Genomic DNA, 21,697 nt, shown 5'->3' on the forward strand with positions numbered 1-21,697 from the left:
CCGTGAGCGCTGCGGCTGTTACTCGCTCCCGGGTAACAGCCCGCACGGTGCCGGGGGCGTGGTCGGTCGACCTCGCGGACTCGGTCTTCGGTGCCGGGTTGGTGCAAGCAGGGGGCGGCGGTCCCCCCGTACTCGTCCTCAGAGGATCACCACGGGCGCCGCCGGCGTGGCCGTGGTGACGTTCAAGGGCGTACTGGTTGGTGACAAGCGCACGCCGACACTCCTGCCAGGGCACCCAGAGCAGTAGCGTCCGGACGGGGCGCCTCCACCCAGGCTCGACGTGCAGCTGGACCGTCACTCGCCTAGCGTATTGACCGAACGGAAGAAACCACGCAGCCCGGCGTGCCACCGGTTCAGACGGGCTTCGGCCATGTGGGCGCCGGCACGGGCAGTGTCAGGACGTCACGGCTGCCGGTGCGCGCCTTCCCCACCCCTTTGGGAGGGAGCCAGGCATGGCCCGTATCACCATCAACGGCGTCACGGTGGACCCGTTGGCCCAGGCTGACGAGCTGGCCACCGCATCGCTCACGTCCGATGACGCCTCCGCGTCCAACTACCTGCTCGTGCAGACCACGCACCCGCCCACAACCGAGGAGAAGGAACAACTCGCGGCGCACGGGGTCGTGGTCCACGAGTACGTTCCGGAGGACACCTACCTGTGCGGCTACCGGGACACGGACTTGGATGCCGTGCGCGCACTGCCGTTCGTGACCTGGGCGGACGTGTACTTCGACGGCTTCAAGATCGGCCGGTCGCTGCAGTCGCCCCGGCTGCGTTCGAGTGTCGCCGCGCTGGCCGATCCCCTGGAGACGGCGGACGGCGGGACCCACACCGTCGACATCGTCGTACACGAGGATGTCGATGCGAGTGTGGACGACGTACGGGACCGGATCGCGGCGGCGGCCGGAGTCAGCTCCGGTGACGCACAGCCCAGCCGCGGCAAGGTGCGTGTGACGGTTCGCAAGGAGGACCTGCCCGCACTGGCCGCGCTAGACGAGGTGAAGGAGATCGAGGAAGTCCCGGAGCGGGTGCTGTACAACACCGTCTCGGGGACTCTGATGCACGCTCATGTGTCCCTCAACGGCACGAAGTTCCGGGGCGGGGGCGAGATCGTGTGCGTCGCCGACACCGGCTTCGACAAGGGTTCGACCACCAACGTGCACCCCGCCTTCACCGGCCGGGTCAAGCGCCTGGTCGCCCTGGGGCGAACGAGTCCCGCGCGAGCGGACGATCCCAGCGGGCACGGCACCCATGTGGCGGGCTCGGTCCTCGGTGACGGGACGTCGGAGTCCATGGGCGGCGACATCACCGGCACGGCTCCCGAGGCGCGACTGGTCCTCCAGTCCGTGATGGCCGAGAACGGAACTCTCGCCGGTATCCCGGACAACCTGCTCGACCTGTTCGAGCCGCCCTTCCTGGAGGACGGGGTACGGGTCCACACCAACTCGTGGGGCCCGGTCACTCCAGGGCTTCCGTACGGCCCGGCCGCAGCCGAGGCCGATCAGATGGTCTGGGACCACAAGGACTTCGTCATCTGCTTCGCCGCGGGCAACGACGGCACGGACCGGGACGGGGACGGCCACATCAACTTGAGATCCGTCAGCGACGAGACGGGGGCCAAGAACGTCATCACCGTCGGTGCCAGCGAGGGCAACCGCCCCGAGATCCCCCTCACCTACGACGGCACGCTTCGCGACGGCCCGATCAAGTTCCCTGCCCCGCCGATCCACGGGGACAAGATGGCGGACAACCCCGCCGGGATGGCGGCCTTCAGCAGTCGCGGTCCGACAGCGGAGGGCAGGTTCAAGCCCGATGTCGTCGCCCCCGGCACGTCGATCCTGTCGACGCGCTCGCGGGTGGGCCCCGACCCCCAGAACTTCGGTGTCTCCACAGACCCCGCGTTCATGTTCGACAGCGGCACCAGCATGGCCACCCCGCTGGTCGCCGGCTGCGTGGCGGTGCTGCGCGAGACGCTGGTGAAGAACGGCACCCCGAAGCCGAGCGCCGCGCTCATCAAGGCCATGCTGATCAACGGTGCCGATGAGCTCAAGGGTCAGTACGTTCCCACCGAGGCGGGCCCTTCCCCGAACAACAACTCCGGCTTCGGCATGGTCAACCTCGAGCGCGCCGTAGTCCTCCCGACCGATGGCGACCGGGCGGGCTTCAGGGACGCCAAGGAGCTGGGCCAGGGAGAGGAACGTGAGTTCCGCATCCCGGTGCCGCAAGGGGCGGGCCATTCCCTGAAGATCACCCTCGTGTGGACGGACCCCCCTGCCCCGACCTTGCAGAACGACCTCGACCTGATCGTCCGCGCAGGCGGTCAGGAACGCCACGGCAACATGGGCACGGATCCCGGTTTCGACCGAACCAACAACGTCGAGCAGGTCCATTGGCGGGACATCCCCGCAGGCGAAGCCGAAGTCGTCGTCCGCGCCCACCGGATCACCCGGTTCGCCCAGCCCTACGCCGTCGCCTGGCGCGTTCTCTGACGCGCATTCGGACAACGTCCCGGCCTGTCTGTCCTGCCGGGACGTTGGTCCCGGGAAAGGGCGCCATCCGACCCCGGTCCAGGACTCCGCGTCCATCGAAGACGTGGGGTTCTGGCCGGAGTTCAGCGCGTGCAGCGTCCGGCTCGGCCGGGCCGTAGCTCGGCCGACGGAAAGCCGAGGAGGCCCCCAGAGCCCGGATCGGTGCGGCTCTGAGGGCCTCTCGACCGTCCGAACGACGGCCACGGACGGCCGATGTCAGCCGAGGTCGACCTGGAGCACTCGGTCCCCGCCCTTGCCGGCCTGGTCGGTGGTGATCCACAGGGCGTTCTTGCCCGGGACCTTCACCACGTCCCGCAGTCGGCCGTAGCCGTTGGTGTAGTGCGCGACCGGGGTACCGATGGTGGTGCCGGTGACCGGGATGCGCCACAGCCGCTTGCCCTTCAGGGCGGCGACGTACAGCGAGCCGTCGGCGTAGGCCAGGCCGCTCGGCACGCCCTTCGCGGGGCGCCACTGGTGCTTGGGGTTGGTCATGCCTGCGGCGGAGCAGGTGCCCTCGCAGGTGGGCCAGCCGTAGTTCTTGCCGGGCTTGACGAGGTTCAGTTCGTCGTACGCGGCGTCGCCGATCTCCGTCTCCCACAGGTGGCCCTGCGTGTCCCACGTGAGACCTTGCGGGTTGCGGTGACCGTAGGAGTAGACGAGGGTGCCGAAGGGGTTGCCCGGCGCAGGCTTCCCCTCCTTGGTCATGCGGAGGATCTTGCCGTTCAGGGACTTCTTGTCCTGTGCGGAGTGCTTGTTGTCCGCGTCCCCGGTGGTGGCGTAAAGGTAGCCGTCCGGGCCGAACTTGATGCGGCCGCCGTTGTGCAGACCTCTCTTGATGCCCTTGACGAGCGTCTTGTATCCGGTGAGTTTGGAGCCGTCGAAGGTCAGCCGGGCGATTCGGTTGCCCTCCTTCGCCCCGTGGTAGATGAAGACGTGGTGGTCATTGGCCCAGTTGGGTGACACGGCGATACCGAGCAGCGATTGCCCGCTGTTGGGAGCGGCGATCTGCGGCGATGCGGTGACTTCGGTCCTCTTGCCGGACGGGGTGGTCCTGAAGACCTTGAGGGAGTCCCGTTCGTTGACCAGAGCCGAACCGTCCGGCAGCCAGGCCACCCCCCACGGGATGGTCAACCCGGACGAAACGGTCTTGATGCCTGAGGGGGCGTGGGCCGCGGGCACGGTCGGGACCGGCGCGGCGTGGCCGGACTCGGCAAGCGGGACCAGCAGGCCGGCCGTCGCGGCCACCGCAGTGGCGACGCGAGCCGTGGTTCTCCGGCGGGGTGTGTCGACGTACATGGGCGGATCCTCCTGCAAGCGGCTGATGTCGATGTCTGACGTGAGGAACGGCCAGGTGACCGCCCCCAGGTCCTCTCCCGGACCCAGACCCGGCCCGGCTTGAGAACACTGGCGCCGGCGAAACGTCGCCGCGAGAGCCACCGAGGTCCCGACGAAACGGCCGCGGAAAATCAGTGAGCGCACCCAAGCCTCCAGTTCCACGAGAAGGCGCTGATAGGTAAAGGTGACGAATGGACGTGTCATGAGTGATGCAGCGCCACCGCGCTTCGTCCGAGCGGCGGGGAATGTTCACCCCGTTGGGGCATGACGTCGGCCGACCTCACCGACTGTGAATGCCGGTCAGGCTTTTGACGGCGCTTCCGGGGCATTTTGTGCCGCGCCGGGACGGCGGTAGACGTACGGAGGTCGCTCCTGCGTCGGGCTGTCGTCGGTGAGGGTCCGAATGAGGTGATGGTCGGGGGACAGCGCGCACGCCGGGTCGGTGCGGGCGGCATCACCGGTGAGGGCGTACGCCTGGCAGCGGCAGCCGCCGAAGTCCTCCTCGCGGCGGGGGCAGGTGCCGCAGGGGCCGGTCATCCAGTCAGTGCCGCGGTAGCGGTTGAAGGCCGGCGAGTGGTTCCAGATCCAGGCGAGCGGACGGTCTCGTACGTTCGGCGCGTCGAGGTCCGGCAGCGAGGCGGCGGCCGGGCAGGGCAGGACGGCGCCGTCGGGTGCCACGGTGAGGGAGACCGCTCCCCAGCCACCCATGCAGGGCTTGGCGACGCCGTCGAAGTAGTCGGGGACGACCCAGACCAGGTCGATCCGGCCGGCGAGCCGCTCCCGTGCCCGTTCGACGGACTCCCGGGCGCGGGCCAACTGCTCGCGGGTGGGCAGCAGCGCGGCGCGGTTGAGCAGACCCCAGCCGTAGAACTGGGTGTTGGCCAGCTCGATGCGGTCCACGCCCCAGGACACACCCAGCTCGATGAGGTCGTCGATGGCGTCGAGGTTGTCCCGGTGGAGGACGACGTTGAGACCGAGAGGGAGCCCCGACCGGCGGACCAGAGCCGCCGCCCGTTCCTTGGCGGCGAAGGAGGACGGGCGTTTGCCGATCCGGTCGTTGGACTGGGGATCGGAGTGTTGGACCGAGAGCTGGACGCTGTGCAGCCCCGCAGCGCGCAGCGCGGTCAGTCGGGCCTCGTCCAGGCCGGTGCCGCTGGTGACCAGTTGGGTGTAGATCCCGGCGGCCTCGGCTGAGGCGACGATCTGCTCCAGGTCGGGGCGCAACAGTGGCTCGCCGCCGGAGAGATGGGTGTGGACGACGCCCAGAGCGGCGGCCTGACGCATCACGTCCGTCCACTGGTCGGTGCTCAGTTCGTGCGAACGGCGTGCCAGTTCCAGCGGGTTGGAGCAGTACGGGCAGTGGAGCGGGCAGGCGTGGGTGAGTTCGGCCAGCAGGGCCCAGGGGGGTGCGGGCGCGGTAGGGGTGACCGAGGCCTGGGGAGCGATCACTTGAGCCAGCCTTCCTGGCGCAGACGGTCGAGGAAGGTGGGGACCTCGGTGGCCACGGGCGCGCCGGGGTGGCGCTCGGACAGTTCGTCGACGATCCCGCCCACGGTGCGCGTGCCGTCGCACAGGCCCACCACCTGGCCGGCGTGTCCCTTGAGCACAACCACCCGTTCCGGCAGGACCAGCAGGTCGGCGTCGCGCACGCTGTCGTGCCGCAGCCTCAGGGCAGGAGCGAGGGCGGGTCGCCACTGGTTGTCGGACGCCGTCACCATTTCTGGCCCCGTCCGCCGTCCGGGGCGGGCCGGTCCGCGTGCCCCTGCTGGACGGCGTCGAGCAAGGTCCACAGCACGTCGCACTTGAAGGTCAGCGCCTCCAGCGCCCGTTCCTGGTCCTCCCGGGTGCGGGCCCACTCCACGACGAGGGGGAGCGCCTCGGCGCTGTCCCGTTGGCCCTGGTCGACGCGGGTGCGGAAGTAGGCAAGCCCGGACGGTGCGATCCAGGAGTAGTGGCGTTCGAAGGCGTCGATGCGCCGGCGCATCAGATCGGGAGCGGTCAGCTCGGTGAGCGACGCGGCGACGGCCTCCAGCGGCGGACGCAGCCGGCAGAAGTTCACGTAGCCCTCCACCGCCAGCCGTACGCCCGGCAGGACGGACTCGCCGGACAGCAGGCTCCTGCGGTCCAGGCCGGCCGCCTCGCCGAGCCGCAGCCAGCGTTCGATGCCGCCCTCGCCCTCCTGACGCCCGTCGTGATCCTCGATCCGGCGCAGCCACATGCGTCGCAGCCGCGTGGAGTCCAGCTTGGCGGTGATCAGAGCGTCCTTGACGGGGATGTGACGCTGGTAGTGGAAGCGGTTGGCGATCCAGCGGCGCACCTCCTCCGGGGTGAGATCGCCCTCGTGCATACGCACGTTGAAGGGATGTCGGTCGTGGTACCGCTCCTGGCCGACCGCACGCAGGCGGGCCTCGAACTCCGCAGGACTCCAGGGCTCCGTCAGGGGGGCGAGTGCCGTGGTCACAGCTCGATCACCATCTCGTCTTCGGCCACCTCGATGCCCAGTCGGGCGAGCCGCTTGTGCTGGGCCGCGGCTGGGTCGACGAGGGGGTTCGTGTTGTTGAGGTGTGTGTAGAGGCAGCGGGCGGACAGCGTGGCGAGGATGCCGGCGGTGCCGTCCGGTCCGTCGATGGGCAGATGGCCCATGCCGGTGGCGGTGCGGGAGGAGATGCCGGTGCGGCGCGGCTCCTCGTCGTCCCAGAAGGTGCCGTCGACGATGACACAGTCGGCCTCGGCGGCGGCACCGTGCAGGGCGTCGGACCAGGCGGCCACTGCAGGGGCGTAGACCGCCGACTTGCCGGTGGCCGGGTCGTACAGGCGCAGCGCGACCACCCAGGCGTCGTCCTCGGGGGAGTCGGCGGCGTATCTCGGGCGTTTCCCGGACACGGGTACGGCGCTGATGCGCAGGTCGCCGCCGTCCGGCCCGGGGGAGTAGCCGCTCAGTGGCCGCGCGCTGTGGGACGGCAGCTCACGCCAGGTCAGAGCGGTGTAGGGGCCCAGTACTTCGCCGAGGCGCAGGCGGTCGTCCAGGGCTTGGCGGACCGGGGCGGTGGCGAGGATGTCCAGACCGTCGGCCTCGCGCAACCGGGCGAGGCCCAGGGTGTGGTCGAGTTCGGCGTCGGTGAGGACCACACCGGCGATCGGCGTCTGTCGGGGCCCGGGGCCGGGGTGGAGCGCTGGATGGGCCTCGATCTGGTCGCCGATGTCGGGGGTGGCGTTGACGATGTACCAGCGGCCCTCGCCCGTACGGACGGCGAGCGAGGCATGGCGGCGGCGGCGCTCGGGATGGGCGCGTGCCCCGGAGCACCCGGGGCACGCGCAGTTCCACTGCGGGACGCCGCCGCCGGCCGCGGTGCCGAGCACCTGCAGCAGCACGGCGGCCGACTAGCGGTTGGACAGGGAGTAGGCGGTGACTTCCATCGCGCAGTCGACGACCGTGTACCCGGGCGTCTGCCAGGCCGTGGTGTCGAGCTGCTCCGCGGTGGTCGCAGCCGGCTGTTCCGTGTACTCGAAGGTCTCGTTCATGTGTGTCTTCCTTTCGGGGGAGGTGGTTTCACCCCTTCGTGAGAAGGGGGGTCCGTGGATGGTGATCTCGAGGATGTGGTCCTTGTCGTTCCCGTCGATCGGCAGCGCTCAGAGCCTTCGGCAGAGCAACGCCGAGACGTGGATGGCGTCGTGGTCGACGGCGGTCCGGGCGGTCGGCCGCCGAGGGCGGCTCCCGGACGCAGGAGCCGAGGAAAGCGGTGACGGCGGTGATCGCCGCGGTGCCCGGACGGACTCGATTCAGCGCCGAATGCGCCAAGCGTGGCATTTCGATGTCCGTCCTGTCATGGGGGCGACCGACTGCATTCCGGGCATGAATCCAACGATAAAATAAAAGGCGGGATCCGAAGCACAGTGAATCGCTCCTGCAGGGATTATTGAGCGCCGAATTTCGCGCGGGCCACCTGGGCTCCTCCATATTGCTGATGGCGGAGCCCGGGCATGTCAGGTAATAGGCGCAGTGTGATCGCGCAGTTGGGCCCGCTTCTCACAACCCGACCAGGTCCGGAGCGGTCGGCTCGGGCACCGCGGTCTGATGTCTCCGCCTCCGGATGACGCTCTCCAGGCCGTTCTCGCGCATCAGCCCTTCGACGGTCTGGCGAGCCGCAATGATTGCTTCGCCCTGCTGCAGAGGGAAGGCGAGCCGGTCTTCGCACGTAGGTTCATGGTCGCGCCAGGAGGGAATGGGCCGACGACTGTTAGCGTTCGGGCACATGAACGACAGCGTGTACGTGGGTAACGCAGGCAAGGACGCGGCGCTGGATCGAGGATGGCTGCTCGGGCATTTCAAAGAGCACGGTGATCCTCGTCAGAGCGAGGCCGTAGAGATCAAATGGGGCGTCCACCCACCTGGCGACGAGCGAGGGCAGTGGGTGCGGGGCGAGGAACGTACGGCTCTCCTGGTTCTCATCAGCGGTCGCTTCCGTGTCGAGTTCCCTGACCGCAAGGTTCTGCTTCAACAGCAAGGTGATTACGTCGTCTGGGGCCGCGGAGTAGACCACTCCTGGGTTGCGGAGGAAGAGTCGGTGGTGCTGACCGTGCGGTGGCCTTCGGTCCCCGGATACGAGGAAGGCAGCGCAGACGGAGCGCGTCTGTGACCGGTTGAGGAAAATGCCGCGCCCGAGCAACGCCCGGGCGCGTGGCGGCACCAACCGATGCGCCGTCTGCCAGGACGTGATGTGTGATCCCAGACGGAGCGGATGACCGGGGGCGCCATCCCGGCGCAGCAACCCTGACGAAGAGCTGAGGATGCCCAGGGCGATGGCTGCGGCGGTTCGCCGGCACTGCGGGCGGCGGGCGCCGGGGTCAACGATCGCTGCTGCTGTCTGCCGGCTCTGCCCACGCGGGTGGCGGTGCTCCTTGATGCTGTTCGCGCGCGATTACCCCACTGCCGGACACGTGGAAATCTATGCCGAGCAGAGTAGACATTGGGTGGTGGCATGGTTATGGTTTCTCTCGTAGCCCAGAGAGACGGCAAGGCCTGGCAGAGATGAACTGCCGGTCGGCAGTACATGCAGGTGTAGTGCGCAGGACGGTGCGGTGGTGGAGTTCCGAAGCCAGGGTTGTTGCAGGTCGGCGACGGGGCTGACGACCGGACCGGGTGGCCCGCAGTGATCAGGGGCCGCCGTGAGCAGGGCCCGCGGTGACGCGGTGGCAGTACCTGTAAGTGCAGTTCGCAGTATCAAGCAGTACGTAGTACCCCGCTTGTAAGCAGTTGATCACCGAGGGAAGAACGGAGGAACCCGCGCCATCAGGATCGCCCGGGCGGAAATCGTGAACCCGGGTACCGCAGGACATCGTTAGTGAGGTGGTCTCCGGTCAAGCAACCGCGATCCCCGCACCCCCGGCAGCATCTCGGCCGGGTCTGCGGAAACAGGAAGCCGGCCCAGTACCAGTGTCGGCAGATGGTCTAGCAGTTCCTTCGGGGTCCTGGCGCCGTACGGCACCAGGACCCCTCGACTCGTTCCACACAGAGAGGTGCAAGTGACAGCAGGCGACACGTACGGTCGTCTCGACGATGACGACTACCCCGCCTACACGATGGGCCGGGCCGCCGAAATGCTCGGCACCACCCAGGGCTTCCTCCGTGCCATCGGAGAGACCCGCCTCATCACCCCGCTCCGGTCCGAGGGCGGCCACCGCCGCTACTCCCGCTACCAGCTGCGCATCGCCGCACGCGCCCGGGAACTCGTCGACCAGGGCACGCCCATCGAAGCCGCCTGCCGCATCATCATCCTCGAAGACCAGCTCGAAGAAGCCCAGCGCATCAACGCCGAATACCGCCGCGCGGTCGAAGCAACGAAGTGAGTGCCGGCGCACAACTCGCTCGTCCAGCCGGGACGGGGCCTTGACCCGGCCCCTCGGAACCGGGCGTGACGGTTTGCAAGCACCTTGGTTCAAGCGGTGGTTGGCCGCTGATGCTGCGAGAGGCTCGGTTCATGGTCCTCCGGCGCGGCATCGCGGTCGTCAGCGGGTTCCGCCGTGCTACCGCGGTTGTTCGGCCCGCCCGGCCGGCCCGCAGGTCTTCTCAAGGAGTGTGAAGGACTTGGGTTCGCCGCCCGGCTGCGGCTTGCCCGCCTTGTGGCCGACGACCCGGTAGCCGTCGTCCAAGTAGTACGTGTTCAGGCGCGCGTTGCCGGCCAGGCAGTCCAGACGTGCGAACCGTCTCCCCACCGCGGCCACGCGGTGCTCCGCAGCTCGCAGCAGCAGCCGCCCCGTCCCCGGCCGGGTGCTGCTACGGTCCACCATCAGCCGGTGCACGTAGCCCGCCACCGGCGGTTGCGGCCCCCACGCGTCCTCGTCCTCCCACCACAACTCCCAGGCCCCGGCTGCGCGGCCGTCGGCCTCGGCGAGCCAGACCTCGCCGCCCGCCATGATCCGGCGGAAGTGGTCCTCGTCCAGCTCACCGGGCTGCCACTGGCCGGTAATGCCCCGGGCAAGCATCCAACGGGCGGCGTCGTCGCGCAGGCGAACGAGAGAGGTGAGGTCGGAGTCGTCGGCGAGGCGGAAGCGTAGATCGTTCACGTCGCGATCCTCGCACGGGCCCGCACGGGTGCTGGAGACTGTGTTTGCTGGCTGAACGGGATGCTCAGGTGGCGGAAGGCGTGGCGTCGACGGTCGCTGGGTCGAAGCCGGCCTCGGCCAGGACGGTGGCGGCCACTCCGCGACCGACCTGGGCCAGGCCGATCAGCAGGTCCTCGCAGCCGATGTGGTCGGCACCGTTCTGCTCGGACCGTGCCTCCGCGATGGCGATTGCCTTGCGGGAGTAGGGAGTCCAAGGGATCCGCTCGGCTGCTTGGGAGGCGCCGACGCTCAGTCGGGTTCCGACGGACCGGTGAACTGTGTCGGGGGAGACCCCGGCGGCCTGCAAGAGCCGGGTGGCGCTGTTGTCTTCAGTGGTGAGGCCCCAGAGCAGGTGCTCGGTGCCGATGAAGTTGTTGCGGTGATGTACGGCTGCCTGCTTGACGTGGACCATCGCCTGGCGAAGGTCGTCGGTCATCATCTCGGGGCTGTAGCGCTTGTGCGGGGCGTGGAAACGCTGCTGTACCGCCTGTCGGGTCACGCCCAGGGACGCGCCGATGTCCGTCCACGAGGAGCCGTGCATCCGGCAGTGCTCGACGTAGTCCTCGACCAAGTCGTCTGCCAGTGCCTGTAGTTGACCTGCGAGCTGTGCGGCGACCGTCAGCAGGGCGAGCCAGTCGGGCTGTTCTTGTCCACCGGGGCGGTGGGCGCTGTCGCACCTCCGGTCGACTTCCGCGATGAGATCGTCCAGATCTGGAAGAGTCATGAGGCAAGTAGGCCTTGACAGTTCAGGATTGTCAATGCGTCCTTGCCTCGGTCCGGTGTCGGGGTGCTCTCTCCGGGGTGCTCTCAGGGCGCTGGGTATCTGCGGGCGAAGGTCATGCGCGGTGATACCTGCTGATCGCGCTGTTGCTCTGGTGGGTGGGGGTGACCGCGCAGTACGGCAACTGCGCTGCACCAAGGGCGAGTTCGAGGTTCCGTTGGCGGGAGCGAACGCCGGCGATGGCTTGCGCCGTGGTCGTACGACCCTTCGATGGCGCTGCTGTCCGACGGGCCTGCGGGCGGAGAGGTCCTGGGCGTGTATCGGAAGTGGATCAACTCGTAGTGGCGAGCTCGACGAGGTGCCGGGCGCTGCCGGCAGGATCGACGATCTGATGGAGGTGTGCGCCGGGCAGGTGCGCCACGCGCCAACCGCGTGCGCGTGCCTCGGCGGCAAGGTCGTCATACGGAAGGCCGAACAGCAAGTAGGAGCAGGGATGGTCGTCCCAGCCGTCGGGGACCGGGATGTGCTGCTCGTAGTAGGACAGCGGCAGGGTGGGCTGCTCCTCGATGACTGTCTGCCGCATCATCGGATCAGAGAACATGGGTGCGATGTCTGCTTCGTCCCACCAATCGGTCCAGCGCGGCAGCCTGCCGTCCACCGCCATCGGGCCGAGGAATTCCAGCAACCCGAGTTAGGCGACAGGGGTCGGTCCGATCCGGTCCGGCAGCGCGGCGTCGACGAAGATCGAGCTGGTCCGGATGGTCGAGGCCCGAGCGAATCGCCGGGAGAAACAAGCCTGCGTTGCTGTGTGCCACCAACGTGACGGGGCTGTCGGCCGGGACCTGCCGGAGGTCGTCATGGACGGCGTCGACGACGCGGGGCCAGAATGGCGGAGCGTCGGCGCCTATGTGCAGCAGGGACGGCACCCGTACCTGCTATCCCGCCGCCGTCAGGTGTTCGGCCACTGGGCGCCAGGTCGAGGGACCACGGACGGACTGTGCATGAGAACGAAGATCGGCTGCATGTGACGATCCTGTCGCCCATGCCATCGGAGCCGCGACAGCCTTAGCCGACAGCAGAGGTGAGGCGACGGGCCGTACGTCTGCCGCGCTCCTGGCGGTGGGTCTGGGGCCCGGTGGCCGGAACGCTGGCCGCGACCTCGTTCGACGGCGAAGGGCTGCTGTCGGAGCCCGGCGACCTGCTGCGCGAGTGGCTGCTGCGCGGCAGCTGGACGGGTCCGGAGACCTCGCCGCTCGGCGACTGGACCGGGGGGCGTGTCATTGCCGAATTCCCAGGCCGCGCAGCCAGGTGTGGGCGCGGTCGTCGTCGTAGCGCTGGTGCCGCAGCAGGTGCAGCGGGATGGGGGCATCTGGAGTGACCGGGGCAGTGTGACCAGGCCGAGTTGGTCCCGAGTCGTGCGGGTGACCGCGTCGGGACGGGGAAGCACCAGGTCGGGGGTGGGGGTGAGTTGCAGTGCGAAGGCGATGGTGGGTCCCCGGCGACGACGCGGCGTTCGTGCCCGCGTGTGGTCAGGGAGTCGTCGATCGGGTCGTGCAGGCGTCCGCGTCGCGAGACGGTGAGGTGTTCGGCGGCCGCGTCGTAGTGCTCAAGGCTCAGCGGGCGTTCGGCGATACCCACGCCAGGACGCGGGAGTCGGCCCCGTATCAGGTAACGCCCCCGACTTCGCCTGCCTACTTGATCAGGGCATTCGCGATGATGATCATCAGGCCGATCAGCATGTCCATGCCTCCTGCCCGGACCGAGGACGGCCACCCGTGCCCGGCGGTGCGGGCGGCCCAGGCGCCGCAGCCGAACAAGGCAACAGTGTTGAACACCAGGGCCGCGTCCACCGCTGTGGCCTCTGCCCACCCCCCGGCCACCGCGACAAGCAGTATCCCCACCGTGGGGAGCGCGGCGGCGACCAGTGGCCACTCGGCGAGCACCAACTTCCGCCTGCTCGTGGTGGCTGCACTGTCAACGGACGCACGCTGGGCGATGACGTGCGCGTACCCGTGGGCGGCGCCCGACGCCAGCGCGGTGAGGAGGACCCACAGCGTGTCGGGGCCGGGATCGGCCTTCTCGCCCGTCGCGTCCAGTGCGGCCACCAGGGCGCTGGCCAGCACCAGGCCGTAGATGCCGCTGAACAGCGACTGTTCCGGCGGTCGGTGCCGCGAGATCCACCTTGGCGCGACGCTCTCGGGGCGGACATGGCAGGCGCGGTCGGGCATCGCATCGCCTCGGTGCGGGAGGGGGACTTGGTCCGCACATGCTCACCCACGTGGCGTCGAGGAACATGGCGCCACGCGCTGGTCGCACGATGTTGTGCCTTCAAGCCGCTGGTCCGCGGAAGCACCGTCCCGCCCGCTACCTGCCTGCCGTCCGCCGTCAGGCCGTCGATGCTGGACGCCACCGCATGGGAGTCGCTGTGGGTTTCTACGTCGATACCATGTGTCCGGTCTCAAGTAAGTCCGGGTGGGGCGGGCCCCTGACCTGTGGTGCCCGGACTTGAGTGAGACGGGTTTTGCAAGGTCGTCTCACTCAAGTCCGGGTAAACGGCCTTCTTGGTCAGATGTGGAGTTCGGGCGGGAAGCCGGTCCAGCGCAGTTCTGCAGGCAGGTGCCGCATGTCGTTGTAGAAAAGCACGGAGGACGGCCTGCCGGGTGTGTATCGGATGGCCGTCAGAGCTGCGTTGCCGTGGTTGAGGCCCATCCAGCGCCACTCGGGTGCATCGAGGGCAGCTCGGACCAGCCAGCCGATGAGGAAGTTGTGGGTGACGACCAATTCATGGCGGGGGCGATCTCCGTCGACCGGACCTGTGAATTCTGCGAGTGCTTCCCGGGCCAGTGCTGGACCAAGGTTGCGCTCCTCTTCCGGAACCTGAGCGAGGAAGTTGAGCATGGCTTCGGCCGAATCAGGCGGCAACTCCTCCTTCGTAGGAAGGTAGGGGACGTAGTCGCCGGCCAGTTCCGATTGGTGCAGTGGGACGGCGTCAAGTTGTGCGCTGATCAGCTGGGCCGTCTGCTGCGCCCGAGGCAGTGGCCCGTGGTATATCGCCGAAAGTGGAGTGCTCTGGAGCCGTTCACCGAGCAGAACGGCTTGGCGCCGGCCGCTTTCCGTCAGGGTCGTCTCATCTGCTGACGCTTCACCGTGCCGAGCGAGGTATAGGTATCGAGCGGCTGTGTCTGTCATGTCCCGGGTCTCCGTTGTCGTCCGTGATCTTGTATGTCGGGATGGACGCTGACCTCGTTGTGCATAGTTCCGTCGTGGCTGAGCGGGCTCAGTTGGCGATGAGTGTGGGGACGCCTTCGGGGCTGCCGAGCCGATACTCGATCTCCGCAGCCGATGACTTGACGGTTTTCGTGAGCCAGATGCGGATGGTGCCGCGAAGCGTGCGGAGACGTGAACATGTGGATCAGCGCGACGCGTTCGGGGAATCCCGCTGCTGTCGGCCAGGGTGCCTTCCTGTCCGGCTCGACTTCGGGCCCTTTGACTCGGACCAGGTCGTGAAGAGTCTCGGCTCGGTGGACGAGCCGGTAGTGGTGGTGGGCGAGGCCGGCCCGGAGCCCTGCGGTGAGTTCCTCGCAGAGGTCGATGAGGGCCGGGCCGTGATGTCGGCGAAGGCGCCAGTACTTCTGCTGTGCTCGAACGACGTCGGGGGTGCGGGACAGATCGAGTTGCTCCTCGGGCGCGTGGACGTGCTGACCGACCCAGAGTTTGTGGCGGGTGCAGACGTTGTCGTGGACGGATGCCCAGATCTGGGCGGGAAGTGTTGCGCCGGTGCGCGCGATGACGCAGCGGCGGCAGGCCCAGCGAAGAACGTGGTCATCCGGGATGGCGGGCCGATCCGCAGGGCGGTCGTCGGTCTGAAGGTCGGGGAGCGTGCGGGCGAGGTGCTGTCGAGACTGACCGCTGAGGATGCAGAGGGCAAAGACAACGCTGCTGCAATGGCTGGCTGTCGCCACGGCACGCGATGAACTGCCGAAGGAACTGGGCGACTGGCGGGGGCGGATTCCGTTCGTCCTGCCCCTGCGGACGCCGGTGCGGCGTGGGCCCCTTCCGGAGCCGCAGGATTTCCTGTCCGCGGTCGGAGCCCCCTGGCCGCCTCGCAGCCGGAGGGCTGGGCCGATGACGTACTCGCCAGAGGCGAGGCACTCGTCCTGGTCGACGGCATCGACGAGGTCCCCCAAGAGCAGCGGAGTGCTACGCGGGACTGGCTCGAACGGCTCTTGGCGGCCTACACGGACGCACATTTGCCTTTCAGGCGTCCAGGAAGTCCCCCACATTGGGCGCCACATACCCGACGCTGCGCCCCTCACTGTCGAGCAGTCGGCCCATCTGATTCACGGTGTGCAGGCAGACGGCCCGGTCCACGATGGAGAGATCTCGAGAGCGCTCTGTGATCGTCGCCTCCAGTTGCGGCAGATTTCCGAGCGATCGCAGCCAGACCATCAGCAGGAGGTTCCGCTCTCCCGTAAGGGCGCAGCACAGGCGTACGTCAGGGAGCGCCGTAAGCGCGCGTGCCGTGGACTCCATGTGCTGCGGTGCCACGCTCGCCCACAGTACGGCCGAGTGCGGCCAGCCCGACAGGGATTGCGCCATCTCGCAGCGTAGCCGGAGCAACCGGCTGGTCAGCAGGCGCTTGACGCGGCGGCGCGCGGTGGGCTCGCTGATCCCGGCGCGGTCGGCGATCGCGGTGTAGGACATGCGGCCGTCCTCGTGCAGCAGCCGGAACAGCTTCTGGTCCACAGCGTCCATCCGGGCACCTCCCACCGTGGTGGGAGGTGTACTGGCCAGTCCCAATGCGCGTCGCTGTGACAGTTCGAGGCTGCGCAGACGCCATCGGCTCGGCTCGCCGTAGCCCATGGTCCGTACCTCCGCTCGATACGCCCGGACACCGGACAGCTGCCCTAGCGTGCCGCGCAGGTACGCCGACACCTCCGAGGATGTACGCAACGTCGCCACGACCAGCAGCCCGTACACGCCTGTGAGGTGGTGGACGTAGCGCACGTGGGGCTCGGCACTCAACGCTGTGGCAATGTCGTCCAGCCGGCCGGGAACGCAATCGATCTCGATGTACACCATGCAGAACTCGCTGTGCAGGGCCGTGCCGGCCACACAGGTGACCCACGCCAGTCCCGCCTCGGCCAGCCGCTCCCAGCGGCGTGCCACAGTCACCGGATCGAGCGCGAGCGCCCCGGCCAGCTGAGCCCAGGAGGCGCGCGGCGAGAGCTGGAGCGCATTGATCAGCTCCAGGTCTTTCTCATCGACGGAATCGTGCGGCATGCCTCTTCCTATCACCGTGTACGAGCTGCGTACAGGCCACCATTCGCCTGTCGTGACGGAATGCTGCGTATCGGGAGTCGTTCCACGAAGCCTGCCGATTCTGGTGGCCCAAACACTCTGGGGGCACCGAGGAGGTCCGAGATCGTGAGGATTGCGCAAGTCGATCAAGACACTGACGGCCGTCGGCAGCAGCGTGACCGAGCTGTCCGCGAGGCGGTGCGGGCCGGTCTGATCGGCCCCGCCCATGTGGCGGCGGGGTTCTTGGACGCCGACGGGATCCAGGAGTCCGTGCGCGACCTCCGACGAGCCTTTGGCGACGCGCCAGTGCTGCACACGTTCGCCGCCAAGGCCGCGCCTTTGGTCCCCGTGCTGCGCCTGCTCGCCCGGTCCGGCATGGGGTGCGAGGTCGCCAGCCCGGGCGAACTCGCCCAGGCCGTCGCTGCCGACTTCCCACCAGAACGCATCGTGCTGGACTCACCCGCGAAGACCCGTGCCGAGCTGGCCGACGCGCTCGCCTTGGGAGTGGCGGTGAACGCCGACAACTTTCCCGAGTTGGACCGCATCGGCGAACTACTCGCTGTGAGCGAGAGCACCTCGGTGCTCGGGCTGCGGATCAACCCACAGGTCGGCGCCGGAGCCATCGACGCGATGAGCACCGCCTCGCTCAGCTCGAAGTTCGGCGTGCCACTGCGAGATGCCGGAGCACGGAAGCGCATCCTCAAGGCTTTCGCCGAGCGGCCCTGGCTCACTCGGCTGCACGTGCACGTCGGTTCGCAAGGCTGCTCCCTGGAACTCATCGGCCAGGGAGTGCGCGCCGCGTACGAACTCGCCGAGGAGATCAACGCGATGGCGGGCCGGCAGCAGGTGACCAGTCTGGATATCGGCGGCGGCCTGCCGGTCAACTTCGACGACGACGAGATCCGCCCGACCTACGCGGACTACGCCCGGCAGCTGCGCGCCTCCGTTCCCGAACTCCTGGGCGGGCGCTACGACCTGGTAACCGAGTTCGGTCGTTCACTGGTCGCCAAGAACGGCTTCACGGCCGCGGTCGTGGAGTACACCAAAGACGCCGGCGGCCGCCGCATCGCGCTGACACACGCGGGCGCGCACATCGCCACCCGCACCGTCTTCATGCCGGAGGCGTGGCCGCTGCGGATCGCGGTGTACGACTCCGACGGCAAGCCCAAGCTTGCTCCGGAGCGGGTCCAGGATGTCGCGGGCCCGTGCTGTTTCGCCGGGGACCTCGTAGCCCGCGGACGCAAGCTGCCCGAACTGGCACCTGGGGACGTCGTGGTGCTGCTGGACACCGGCGGTTACTACTTCTCCTCCCCCTGGTCGTACAACAGTCTCGCCCGGCCCGCCGTACACGGCTTTACCACACGCGAATCGGACATACGGTTCGCCGCGGTCCGCCCGGAACAGACCCTCGTCGAGATCCTGGCGGAAAGCGGCGTCGACCAGGCAGACGCACTCCTCTTCAGTGACGTGGACAGCACCCCGGCCCAGGCGGGCACCCCGGCCCCCGCGCGATGTGTACAGACAGAAGCCCGATCGTGGCACTGACCGAGGTTGCGACGACACCCGCTCGCCGTTTGCCCGCGGCCAAGCAGGCGGCACCCTACGCCGTTGCCGTAGCGGGACTGATCGCCACACCGACACTCGGCTTCGTTGTCGGTACCCGAACCCAACTCCACTGCGAAGGAAGAAAGTTGAACGAATTCGATGTACTCGCCGTCGGCGGTACCGTCATCGACGGCACCGGCGGCCCGGTCCGACGGGCAGATGTCGGCATCCGGGACGACCGCATCGTCTTCCTCGGACGGGCCACGCCTCACGCCACCGCACGGGAGGTACTCGACTGCACCGGCCACGTCGTCGCGCCCGGCTTTGTCGACCTGCACTCGCACGCCGACTACACCGTGTGCGACGCGCCCAGCGCCGAAACGTGCATCAGACAGGGCGTCACCACCATCGTCACGGGCAACTGCGGCGCTTCCCCCTTCCCCATCACTCCCGAGCGGCGACACGCGTGGCACACCACGCTCGCACGCGGCAACCTCAGCACCGCCGACATGCCCTGGGAGGACTTCGACGGATTCGCACGCGCGGTGGAGGAGGCCGAACCGTGCGTCAACCTCGCCGCCCTCGTCGGCCACGCGGCCCTCCGCGTGGCCGCTGTTGGCACCGAACGGCGCCCCGCGACAGCCGACGAGACCGCCCTCATGCGCAAGCTCCTCGCCAGGGCTGCCGAACAGGGGGTGTTCGGTCTGTCCACCGGACTCATCTATGCCCCCGGGTCGTTCGCCGACACCGACGAGGTCGTGGCGCTGGCCACCGAGGCTCGGCAGGCCGGACTGCTCTACAGCACTCATATACGCGACGAGGGCGACCATCTCGTCGAGGCCGTGACCGAAGCTCTGGAAACCGCCCGACGCAGCGGCGTGCGCCTTCAGATCTCGCACCTCAAGGCCATGGGTCCCGCCAACCACGGCAAGGTGCGCGAGGCGCTGACCCTCATCGACTCCGCTGTCGCGGAAGGAGTGGACGTGGCGTGCGATGTCTACCCCTACGCCGCCTCCTCCACCCGGCTCACCTCGCGCCTTCCCGACTGGGCGCTGGACGGCGGTCGCGACGCGCTCCTCGCCCGACTGGAGAACCCGAAGACCCGCGAGGCGATCGCTTCGGAGCTCCGGGCGAAGACCGGACACACCTTCCTTCCCGAAAGCACCGTCATCGCTTCGATGCCGCCGGGCCGCTACTCCTCGTGGGTGGGAAGCACGGTCCAGGACATCGCCGCCGCCACTGGCCGCGATCCGGCCGAGGCATCCCTCGACGTACTGCGCGCGCACAAGGCCCTGGTCTGGATGGTCAACCATGCGATGTCCGAGGCGGATGTGGAAACAGTGCTGCGCCACCACCGCAGCGCAGTCGCCAGTGACAGCTGGGTACTGGACACCGCCACCGACGGCAACCCCCACCCCCGTCACTTCGGTACGTTCGCCCGGGTCCTGTCCCGGTACACCCGCGACGGCCAGGTCCTCACGCTCCGGGAGTCCGTCCGCAAGATGAGCGCGCTGCCCGCCGCCCGCCTCGGCCTCACCGACCGAGGCATCCTGAGCGAGGGAATGGTCGCCGACCTCGCCGTTTTCGATCCCGAGACGGTCAGCGACACCGCCACCTTTGACGCACCGCTGTCTTATGCCGTGGGCACTCGTCACGTCCTCGTCAACGGCCGCCCCGTACTGCGTGATGGCGTCCTCACGAAGCACCGTCCTGGCACGGTGCTCCGCAAGACGGCCGTGCGCTCCCTCTCCCACCACACAAGGAGGTCCCCGTGAGTTCCACCCTCGTCCAGTCACAGCCGACTGAGCCCCAGTCGAAAGCCTTGCACACCGCGTTCCGGGAACTTCGTACCCTTTCCGCCGCCGGCCACCATCCTCATCGTCGGCTTCGGTATCGCCGTCAGCGAGGCGAGCTGGCTGTTCCCCGCGCCGCTGTGCCGCACATACCCGACCTTCGCGCTGTCGATGACGGTGATGGGACGGTCCGCTCGGAGTTCCACGCCTCCGATTCTTCCTTCGCGCCTGGTCAGGAGTCGTGATGACCCTCTCGTCCCCTGTCTCTTTGGCTTCGAATGCTCTGGCCGACACGTTCTTCGACTGGGGCGTGATCGCCGAGACCTTTCCGCGGTTGATCTCCGAGGGCCTGCTGAACACGTTGACGATCGCCGCAGGGGCCATCGTGCTCGGTGTGGTCATCGCTCTGGCGGCCGCGATGCTGCTGCTGTCGAACCGATGGTGGGTGAGGCTGCCCGCCCGGCTCTACGTCGACGTCTTCCGCGGCCTTCCGGTGATCATCACGGTGATGCTGGTCGGTGTGGGCCTGCCCGCCGCCGGGATCCGCCCCTTCGGCACCGACCCCCTCGGCTACGCGGTCCTGGCGATCGGCATCATCTCCGGCGCGTACACCGCGGAGATCTTCCGCTCCGGCATCCAGAGCGTCGATCCCGGCCAGTTGCAGGCCGCCCGCAGCCTGGGTCTGAGCTATCTCAAGGCGATGCGCCTGGTCGTGGTGCCGCAGGGCATCCGCCGCGTGCTGCCCGCCATGACCGGCCAGTTCGTCAAGGACATCAAGGAAAGCTCGCTCGTCTACCTCCTCGGCCTAGCCGTCGGACAGCGCGAGCTCTACTTCATCGCCCAGGAGGAGGTCGCCCGTACCTACAACTCCTCACCCCTGATCGCCGCGGGCATCTGCTACCTCGCGCTGACCATCCCCATGACCTACTTCGTGAACTACCTGGACCGGCGGCTGCGTGAGGGCCCGCGCCCCGACAAGACACCGGCCTCGGCCGATCCGGACCTGCCCACCACCCCGCTCCAGCCTGCCGGAGGAGAAGCCCGATGACCCCCGCCACCGCCGGTCCGAACCCGGTCGCCCCCCTGCCCGAAGCCGAGACCGAAGCCGCGCCCCGGACACCGGACGACCTCGCCGCCCTGCAGGTCAAAGGGCTCAGCAAGAGCTACGGCTCCCACACCGTGGTACGCGAGGTCACCCTCGATGTGCAGCGCGGAGAGACCCTCTGTGTGATCGGCCCGTCCGGCTCGGGCAAGTCCACCCTGCTGAAGTGCCTGAACCTGCTGGAGATCCCCGACTGTGGTGAGATCTGGCTCGGCGAGACCTGTCTGACCGCGCCGGACGCCGACGTCGACGCCGCCCGCTCCCGCGTCGGCATGGTCTTCCAGCACTTCAACCTCTTCCCGCACATGAGCGTCGAGCGCAACGTCAGCCTCGCCCTGACCTCGGTCAAGGGCATGGGCCGCGAACAGGCACGCGCCACCGCACGACGCCGCCTCGATGAGGTCGGCCTCGCCGCCTTTGCCGAGCAGCGGCCCAGCCGGCTGTCCGGCGGGCAGCAGCAGCGCGTGGCCATCGCCCGCGCTCTGGCCATGGAGCCGGAGGTGATGCTCTTCGACGAGGCCACCTCCGCGCTCGACCCCGAACTGGTCAAGGACGTACTCGCCGTGATGCGGGATCTCGCATCGGGCGGCATGACCATGGCCGTCGTCACCCACGAAATGGGCTTCGCCCGGGAGGCCGCCGACCGCGTCGCCTTCATGTGCGACGGCCGCCTCGCCGAGATCGGCACCCCCGACCGGATCTTCGAAAGCGCCGAACACCCCCGGCTGCGCCAGTTCCTCTCCCAAATCTTCTGAACCGCCCTCCCAGC

The 21,697-nt window shown here is 68.5% G+C and carries 22 protein-coding genes; 8 read left to right on the forward strand and 14 right to left on the reverse strand.

Annotated elements, in window-relative coordinates; all coding sequences use genetic code 11:
- Positions 1–452 precede the first annotated feature (452 nt).
- Positions 453–2,489 carry a S8 family serine peptidase gene (locus tag OHA64_RS46190; RefSeq protein WP_405623284.1) on the forward strand — a complete coding sequence of 679 codons (2,037 nt, stop codon included), beginning with the start codon at positions 453–455 and terminating at the stop codon, positions 2,487–2,489.
- 255 nt (positions 2,490–2,744) lie between these two features.
- Here the strand turns inward: OHA64_RS46190 and OHA64_RS46195 are convergent, their stop codons facing one another.
- From OHA64_RS46195 to pqqA, 6 genes are all read right to left on the reverse strand, one after another.
- A complete protein-coding gene (locus OHA64_RS46195) occupies positions 2,745–3,824 on the reverse strand; it encodes a PQQ-dependent sugar dehydrogenase (protein WP_405623286.1) in 1,080 nt (359 codons plus the stop codon).
- A gap of 339 nt (positions 3,825–4,163) precedes the next feature.
- Positions 4,164–5,312 (reverse strand): pyrroloquinoline quinone biosynthesis protein PqqE, encoded by a 1,149-nt coding sequence (pqqE, locus tag OHA64_RS46200; RefSeq protein ID WP_405623287.1) that lies wholly within the window; start codon positions 5,310–5,312, stop codon positions 4,164–4,166.
- Positions 5,309–5,581, reverse strand: coding sequence for a pyrroloquinoline quinone biosynthesis peptide chaperone PqqD (gene pqqD / locus OHA64_RS46205; RefSeq protein WP_405623288.1), 273 nt, complete (start codon positions 5,579–5,581; stop codon positions 5,309–5,311). Before pqqD ends, pqqE begins: the two co-directional genes overlap by 4 nt.
- Positions 5,575–6,324, reverse strand: coding sequence for a pyrroloquinoline-quinone synthase PqqC (gene pqqC / locus OHA64_RS46210; protein ID WP_405623289.1), 750 nt, complete (start codon positions 6,322–6,324; stop codon positions 5,575–5,577). The genes pqqD and pqqC overlap by 7 nt, the downstream gene beginning before the upstream one ends.
- Positions 6,321–7,235: a pyrroloquinoline quinone biosynthesis protein PqqB gene (gene pqqB, locus OHA64_RS46215; RefSeq protein WP_405623290.1), complete on the reverse strand. Its 915-nt coding sequence runs from the start codon at positions 7,233–7,235 to the stop codon at positions 6,321–6,323. Before pqqB ends, pqqC begins: the two co-directional genes overlap by 4 nt.
- A gap of 9 nt (positions 7,236–7,244) precedes the next feature.
- On the reverse strand, positions 7,245–7,385 hold the full coding sequence (gene pqqA, locus OHA64_RS46220; protein WP_405623291.1) for a pyrroloquinoline quinone precursor peptide PqqA: 141 nt from the start codon (positions 7,383–7,385) through the stop codon (positions 7,245–7,247).
- A 731-nt stretch (positions 7,386–8,116) separates the two neighbouring features.
- Here pqqA and OHA64_RS46225 point away from each other — a divergent pair.
- Both OHA64_RS46225 and OHA64_RS46230 read left to right on the forward strand, forming a co-directional pair.
- Positions 8,117–8,500, forward strand: a complete 384-nt coding sequence (locus tag OHA64_RS46225) for a signal peptidase I (RefSeq protein ID WP_405623292.1) — start codon at positions 8,117–8,119, stop codon at positions 8,498–8,500.
- Positions 8,501–9,386: 886 nt separating this feature from the next.
- Positions 9,387–9,710 (forward strand): MerR family transcriptional regulator, encoded by a 324-nt coding sequence (locus tag OHA64_RS46230; RefSeq protein WP_405623293.1) that lies wholly within the window; start codon positions 9,387–9,389, stop codon positions 9,708–9,710.
- 177 nt (positions 9,711–9,887) lie between these two features.
- Here OHA64_RS46230 and OHA64_RS46235 read toward each other — a convergent pair whose 3' ends face one another.
- The 6 genes from OHA64_RS46235 to OHA64_RS46260 all read right to left on the reverse strand — a co-directional run bounded on the left by OHA64_RS46235 (position 9,888) and on the right by OHA64_RS46260 (position 14,376).
- On the reverse strand, positions 9,888–10,427 hold the full coding sequence (locus tag OHA64_RS46235) for a GNAT family N-acetyltransferase (RefSeq protein ID WP_405623294.1): 540 nt from the start codon (positions 10,425–10,427) through the stop codon (positions 9,888–9,890).
- A 64-nt stretch (positions 10,428–10,491) separates the two neighbouring features.
- The gene (locus OHA64_RS46240) at positions 10,492–11,190 is read right to left on the reverse strand and encodes a Clp protease N-terminal domain-containing protein (protein ID WP_405623295.1); all 699 of its coding nucleotides are present in this window, start codon (positions 11,188–11,190) and stop codon (positions 10,492–10,494) included.
- 328 nt (positions 11,191–11,518) lie between these two features.
- On the reverse strand, positions 11,519–11,872 hold the full coding sequence (locus OHA64_RS46245) for a hypothetical protein (RefSeq protein ID WP_405623296.1): 354 nt from the start codon (positions 11,870–11,872) through the stop codon (positions 11,519–11,521).
- Positions 11,873–12,252: 380 nt separating this feature from the next.
- Entirely contained in the window at positions 12,253–12,468 is a 216-nt protein-coding gene (locus OHA64_RS46250; RefSeq protein ID WP_405624455.1) for a hypothetical protein, read from the reverse strand.
- Positions 12,469–12,878: 410 nt separating this feature from the next.
- Positions 12,879–13,415: a hypothetical protein gene (locus OHA64_RS46255; RefSeq protein ID WP_405623297.1), complete on the reverse strand. Its 537-nt coding sequence runs from the start codon at positions 13,413–13,415 to the stop codon at positions 12,879–12,881.
- Between the two features lie 337 nt (positions 13,416–13,752).
- Positions 13,753–14,376 (reverse strand): histidine phosphatase family protein, encoded by a 624-nt coding sequence (locus OHA64_RS46260; protein ID WP_405623298.1) that lies wholly within the window; start codon positions 14,374–14,376, stop codon positions 13,753–13,755.
- 314 nt (positions 14,377–14,690) lie between these two features.
- Between OHA64_RS46260 and OHA64_RS46265 the strand changes: the two genes are divergently transcribed.
- Positions 14,691–15,161, forward strand: a complete 471-nt coding sequence (locus OHA64_RS46265) for a hypothetical protein (protein ID WP_405623299.1) — start codon at positions 14,691–14,693, stop codon at positions 15,159–15,161.
- Between the two features lie 283 nt (positions 15,162–15,444).
- Here the strand turns inward: OHA64_RS46265 and OHA64_RS46270 are convergent, their stop codons facing one another.
- Positions 15,445–16,470, reverse strand: a complete 1,026-nt coding sequence (locus OHA64_RS46270) for an Lrp/AsnC family transcriptional regulator (protein WP_405623300.1) — start codon at positions 16,468–16,470, stop codon at positions 15,445–15,447.
- A gap of 144 nt (positions 16,471–16,614) precedes the next feature.
- On the opposite strand from OHA64_RS46270, the gene OHA64_RS46275 reads away from it, so the two are divergent.
- On the forward strand, positions 16,615–18,033 hold the full coding sequence (locus OHA64_RS46275; RefSeq protein ID WP_405623301.1) for a diaminopimelate decarboxylase: 1,419 nt from the start codon (positions 16,615–16,617) through the stop codon (positions 18,031–18,033).
- Between the two features lie 146 nt (positions 18,034–18,179).
- Positions 18,180–19,808 (forward strand): amidohydrolase family protein, encoded by a 1,629-nt coding sequence (locus tag OHA64_RS46280; protein ID WP_405623302.1) that lies wholly within the window; start codon positions 18,180–18,182, stop codon positions 19,806–19,808.
- A 17-nt stretch (positions 19,809–19,825) separates the two neighbouring features.
- Here OHA64_RS46280 and OHA64_RS46285 read toward each other — a convergent pair whose 3' ends face one another.
- A complete protein-coding gene (locus OHA64_RS46285) occupies positions 19,826–20,032 on the reverse strand; it encodes a hypothetical protein (RefSeq protein ID WP_405623303.1) in 207 nt (68 codons plus the stop codon).
- Positions 20,033–20,094: 62 nt separating this feature from the next.
- On the opposite strand from OHA64_RS46285, the gene OHA64_RS46290 reads away from it, so the two are divergent.
- Positions 20,095–20,874, forward strand: coding sequence for an amino acid ABC transporter permease (locus tag OHA64_RS46290; protein WP_240436932.1), 780 nt, complete (start codon positions 20,095–20,097; stop codon positions 20,872–20,874).
- Positions 20,871–21,683 carry an amino acid ABC transporter ATP-binding protein gene (locus OHA64_RS46295; protein WP_405623304.1) on the forward strand — a complete coding sequence of 271 codons (813 nt, stop codon included), beginning with the start codon at positions 20,871–20,873 and terminating at the stop codon, positions 21,681–21,683. Before OHA64_RS46290 ends, OHA64_RS46295 begins: the two co-directional genes overlap by 4 nt.
- Positions 21,684–21,697: the final 14 nt, after the last annotated feature.

The organism is Streptomyces sp. NBC_00076, assembly GCF_045041235.1.
Taxonomy (GTDB): Bacteria; Actinomycetota; Actinomycetes; order Streptomycetales; family Streptomycetaceae; genus Streptomyces.

Excerpts from the sequence above, each read along its gene's own strand:
- OHA64_RS46190 (WP_405623284.1), top strand. The coding sequence starts at position 453 with ATGGCCCGTATCACCATCAACGGCGTCACGGTGGACCCGTTGGCCCAG.
- OHA64_RS46195 (WP_405623286.1), bottom strand. The coding sequence starts at position 3,824 with ATGTACGTCGACACACCCCGCCGGAGAACCACGGCTCGCGTCGCCACT.
- pqqD (WP_405623288.1), bottom strand. The coding sequence starts at position 5,581 with ATGGTGACGGCGTCCGACAACCAGTGGCGACCCGCCCTCGCTCCTGCC.
- pqqA (WP_405623291.1), bottom strand. The coding sequence starts at position 7,385 with ATGAACGAGACCTTCGAGTACACGGAACAGCCGGCTGCGACCACCGCG.
- OHA64_RS46225 (WP_405623292.1), top strand. The coding sequence starts at position 8,117 with ATGAACGACAGCGTGTACGTGGGTAACGCAGGCAAGGACGCGGCGCTG.
- OHA64_RS46240 (WP_405623295.1), bottom strand. The coding sequence starts at position 11,190 with ATGACTCTTCCAGATCTGGACGATCTCATCGCGGAAGTCGACCGGAGG.
- OHA64_RS46250 (WP_405624455.1), bottom strand. The coding sequence starts at position 12,468 with ATGACACGCCCCCCGGTCCAGTCGCCGAGCGGCGAGGTCTCCGGACCC.
- OHA64_RS46255 (WP_405623297.1), bottom strand. The coding sequence starts at position 13,415 with ATGCCCGACCGCGCCTGCCATGTCCGCCCCGAGAGCGTCGCGCCAAGG.
- OHA64_RS46260 (WP_405623298.1), bottom strand. The coding sequence starts at position 14,376 with ATGACAGACACAGCCGCTCGATACCTATACCTCGCTCGGCACGGTGAA.
- OHA64_RS46270 (WP_405623300.1), bottom strand. The coding sequence starts at position 16,470 with ATGCCGCACGATTCCGTCGATGAGAAAGACCTGGAGCTGATCAATGCG.
- OHA64_RS46295 (WP_405623304.1), top strand. The coding sequence starts at position 20,871 with ATGACCCCCGCCACCGCCGGTCCGAACCCGGTCGCCCCCCTGCCCGAA.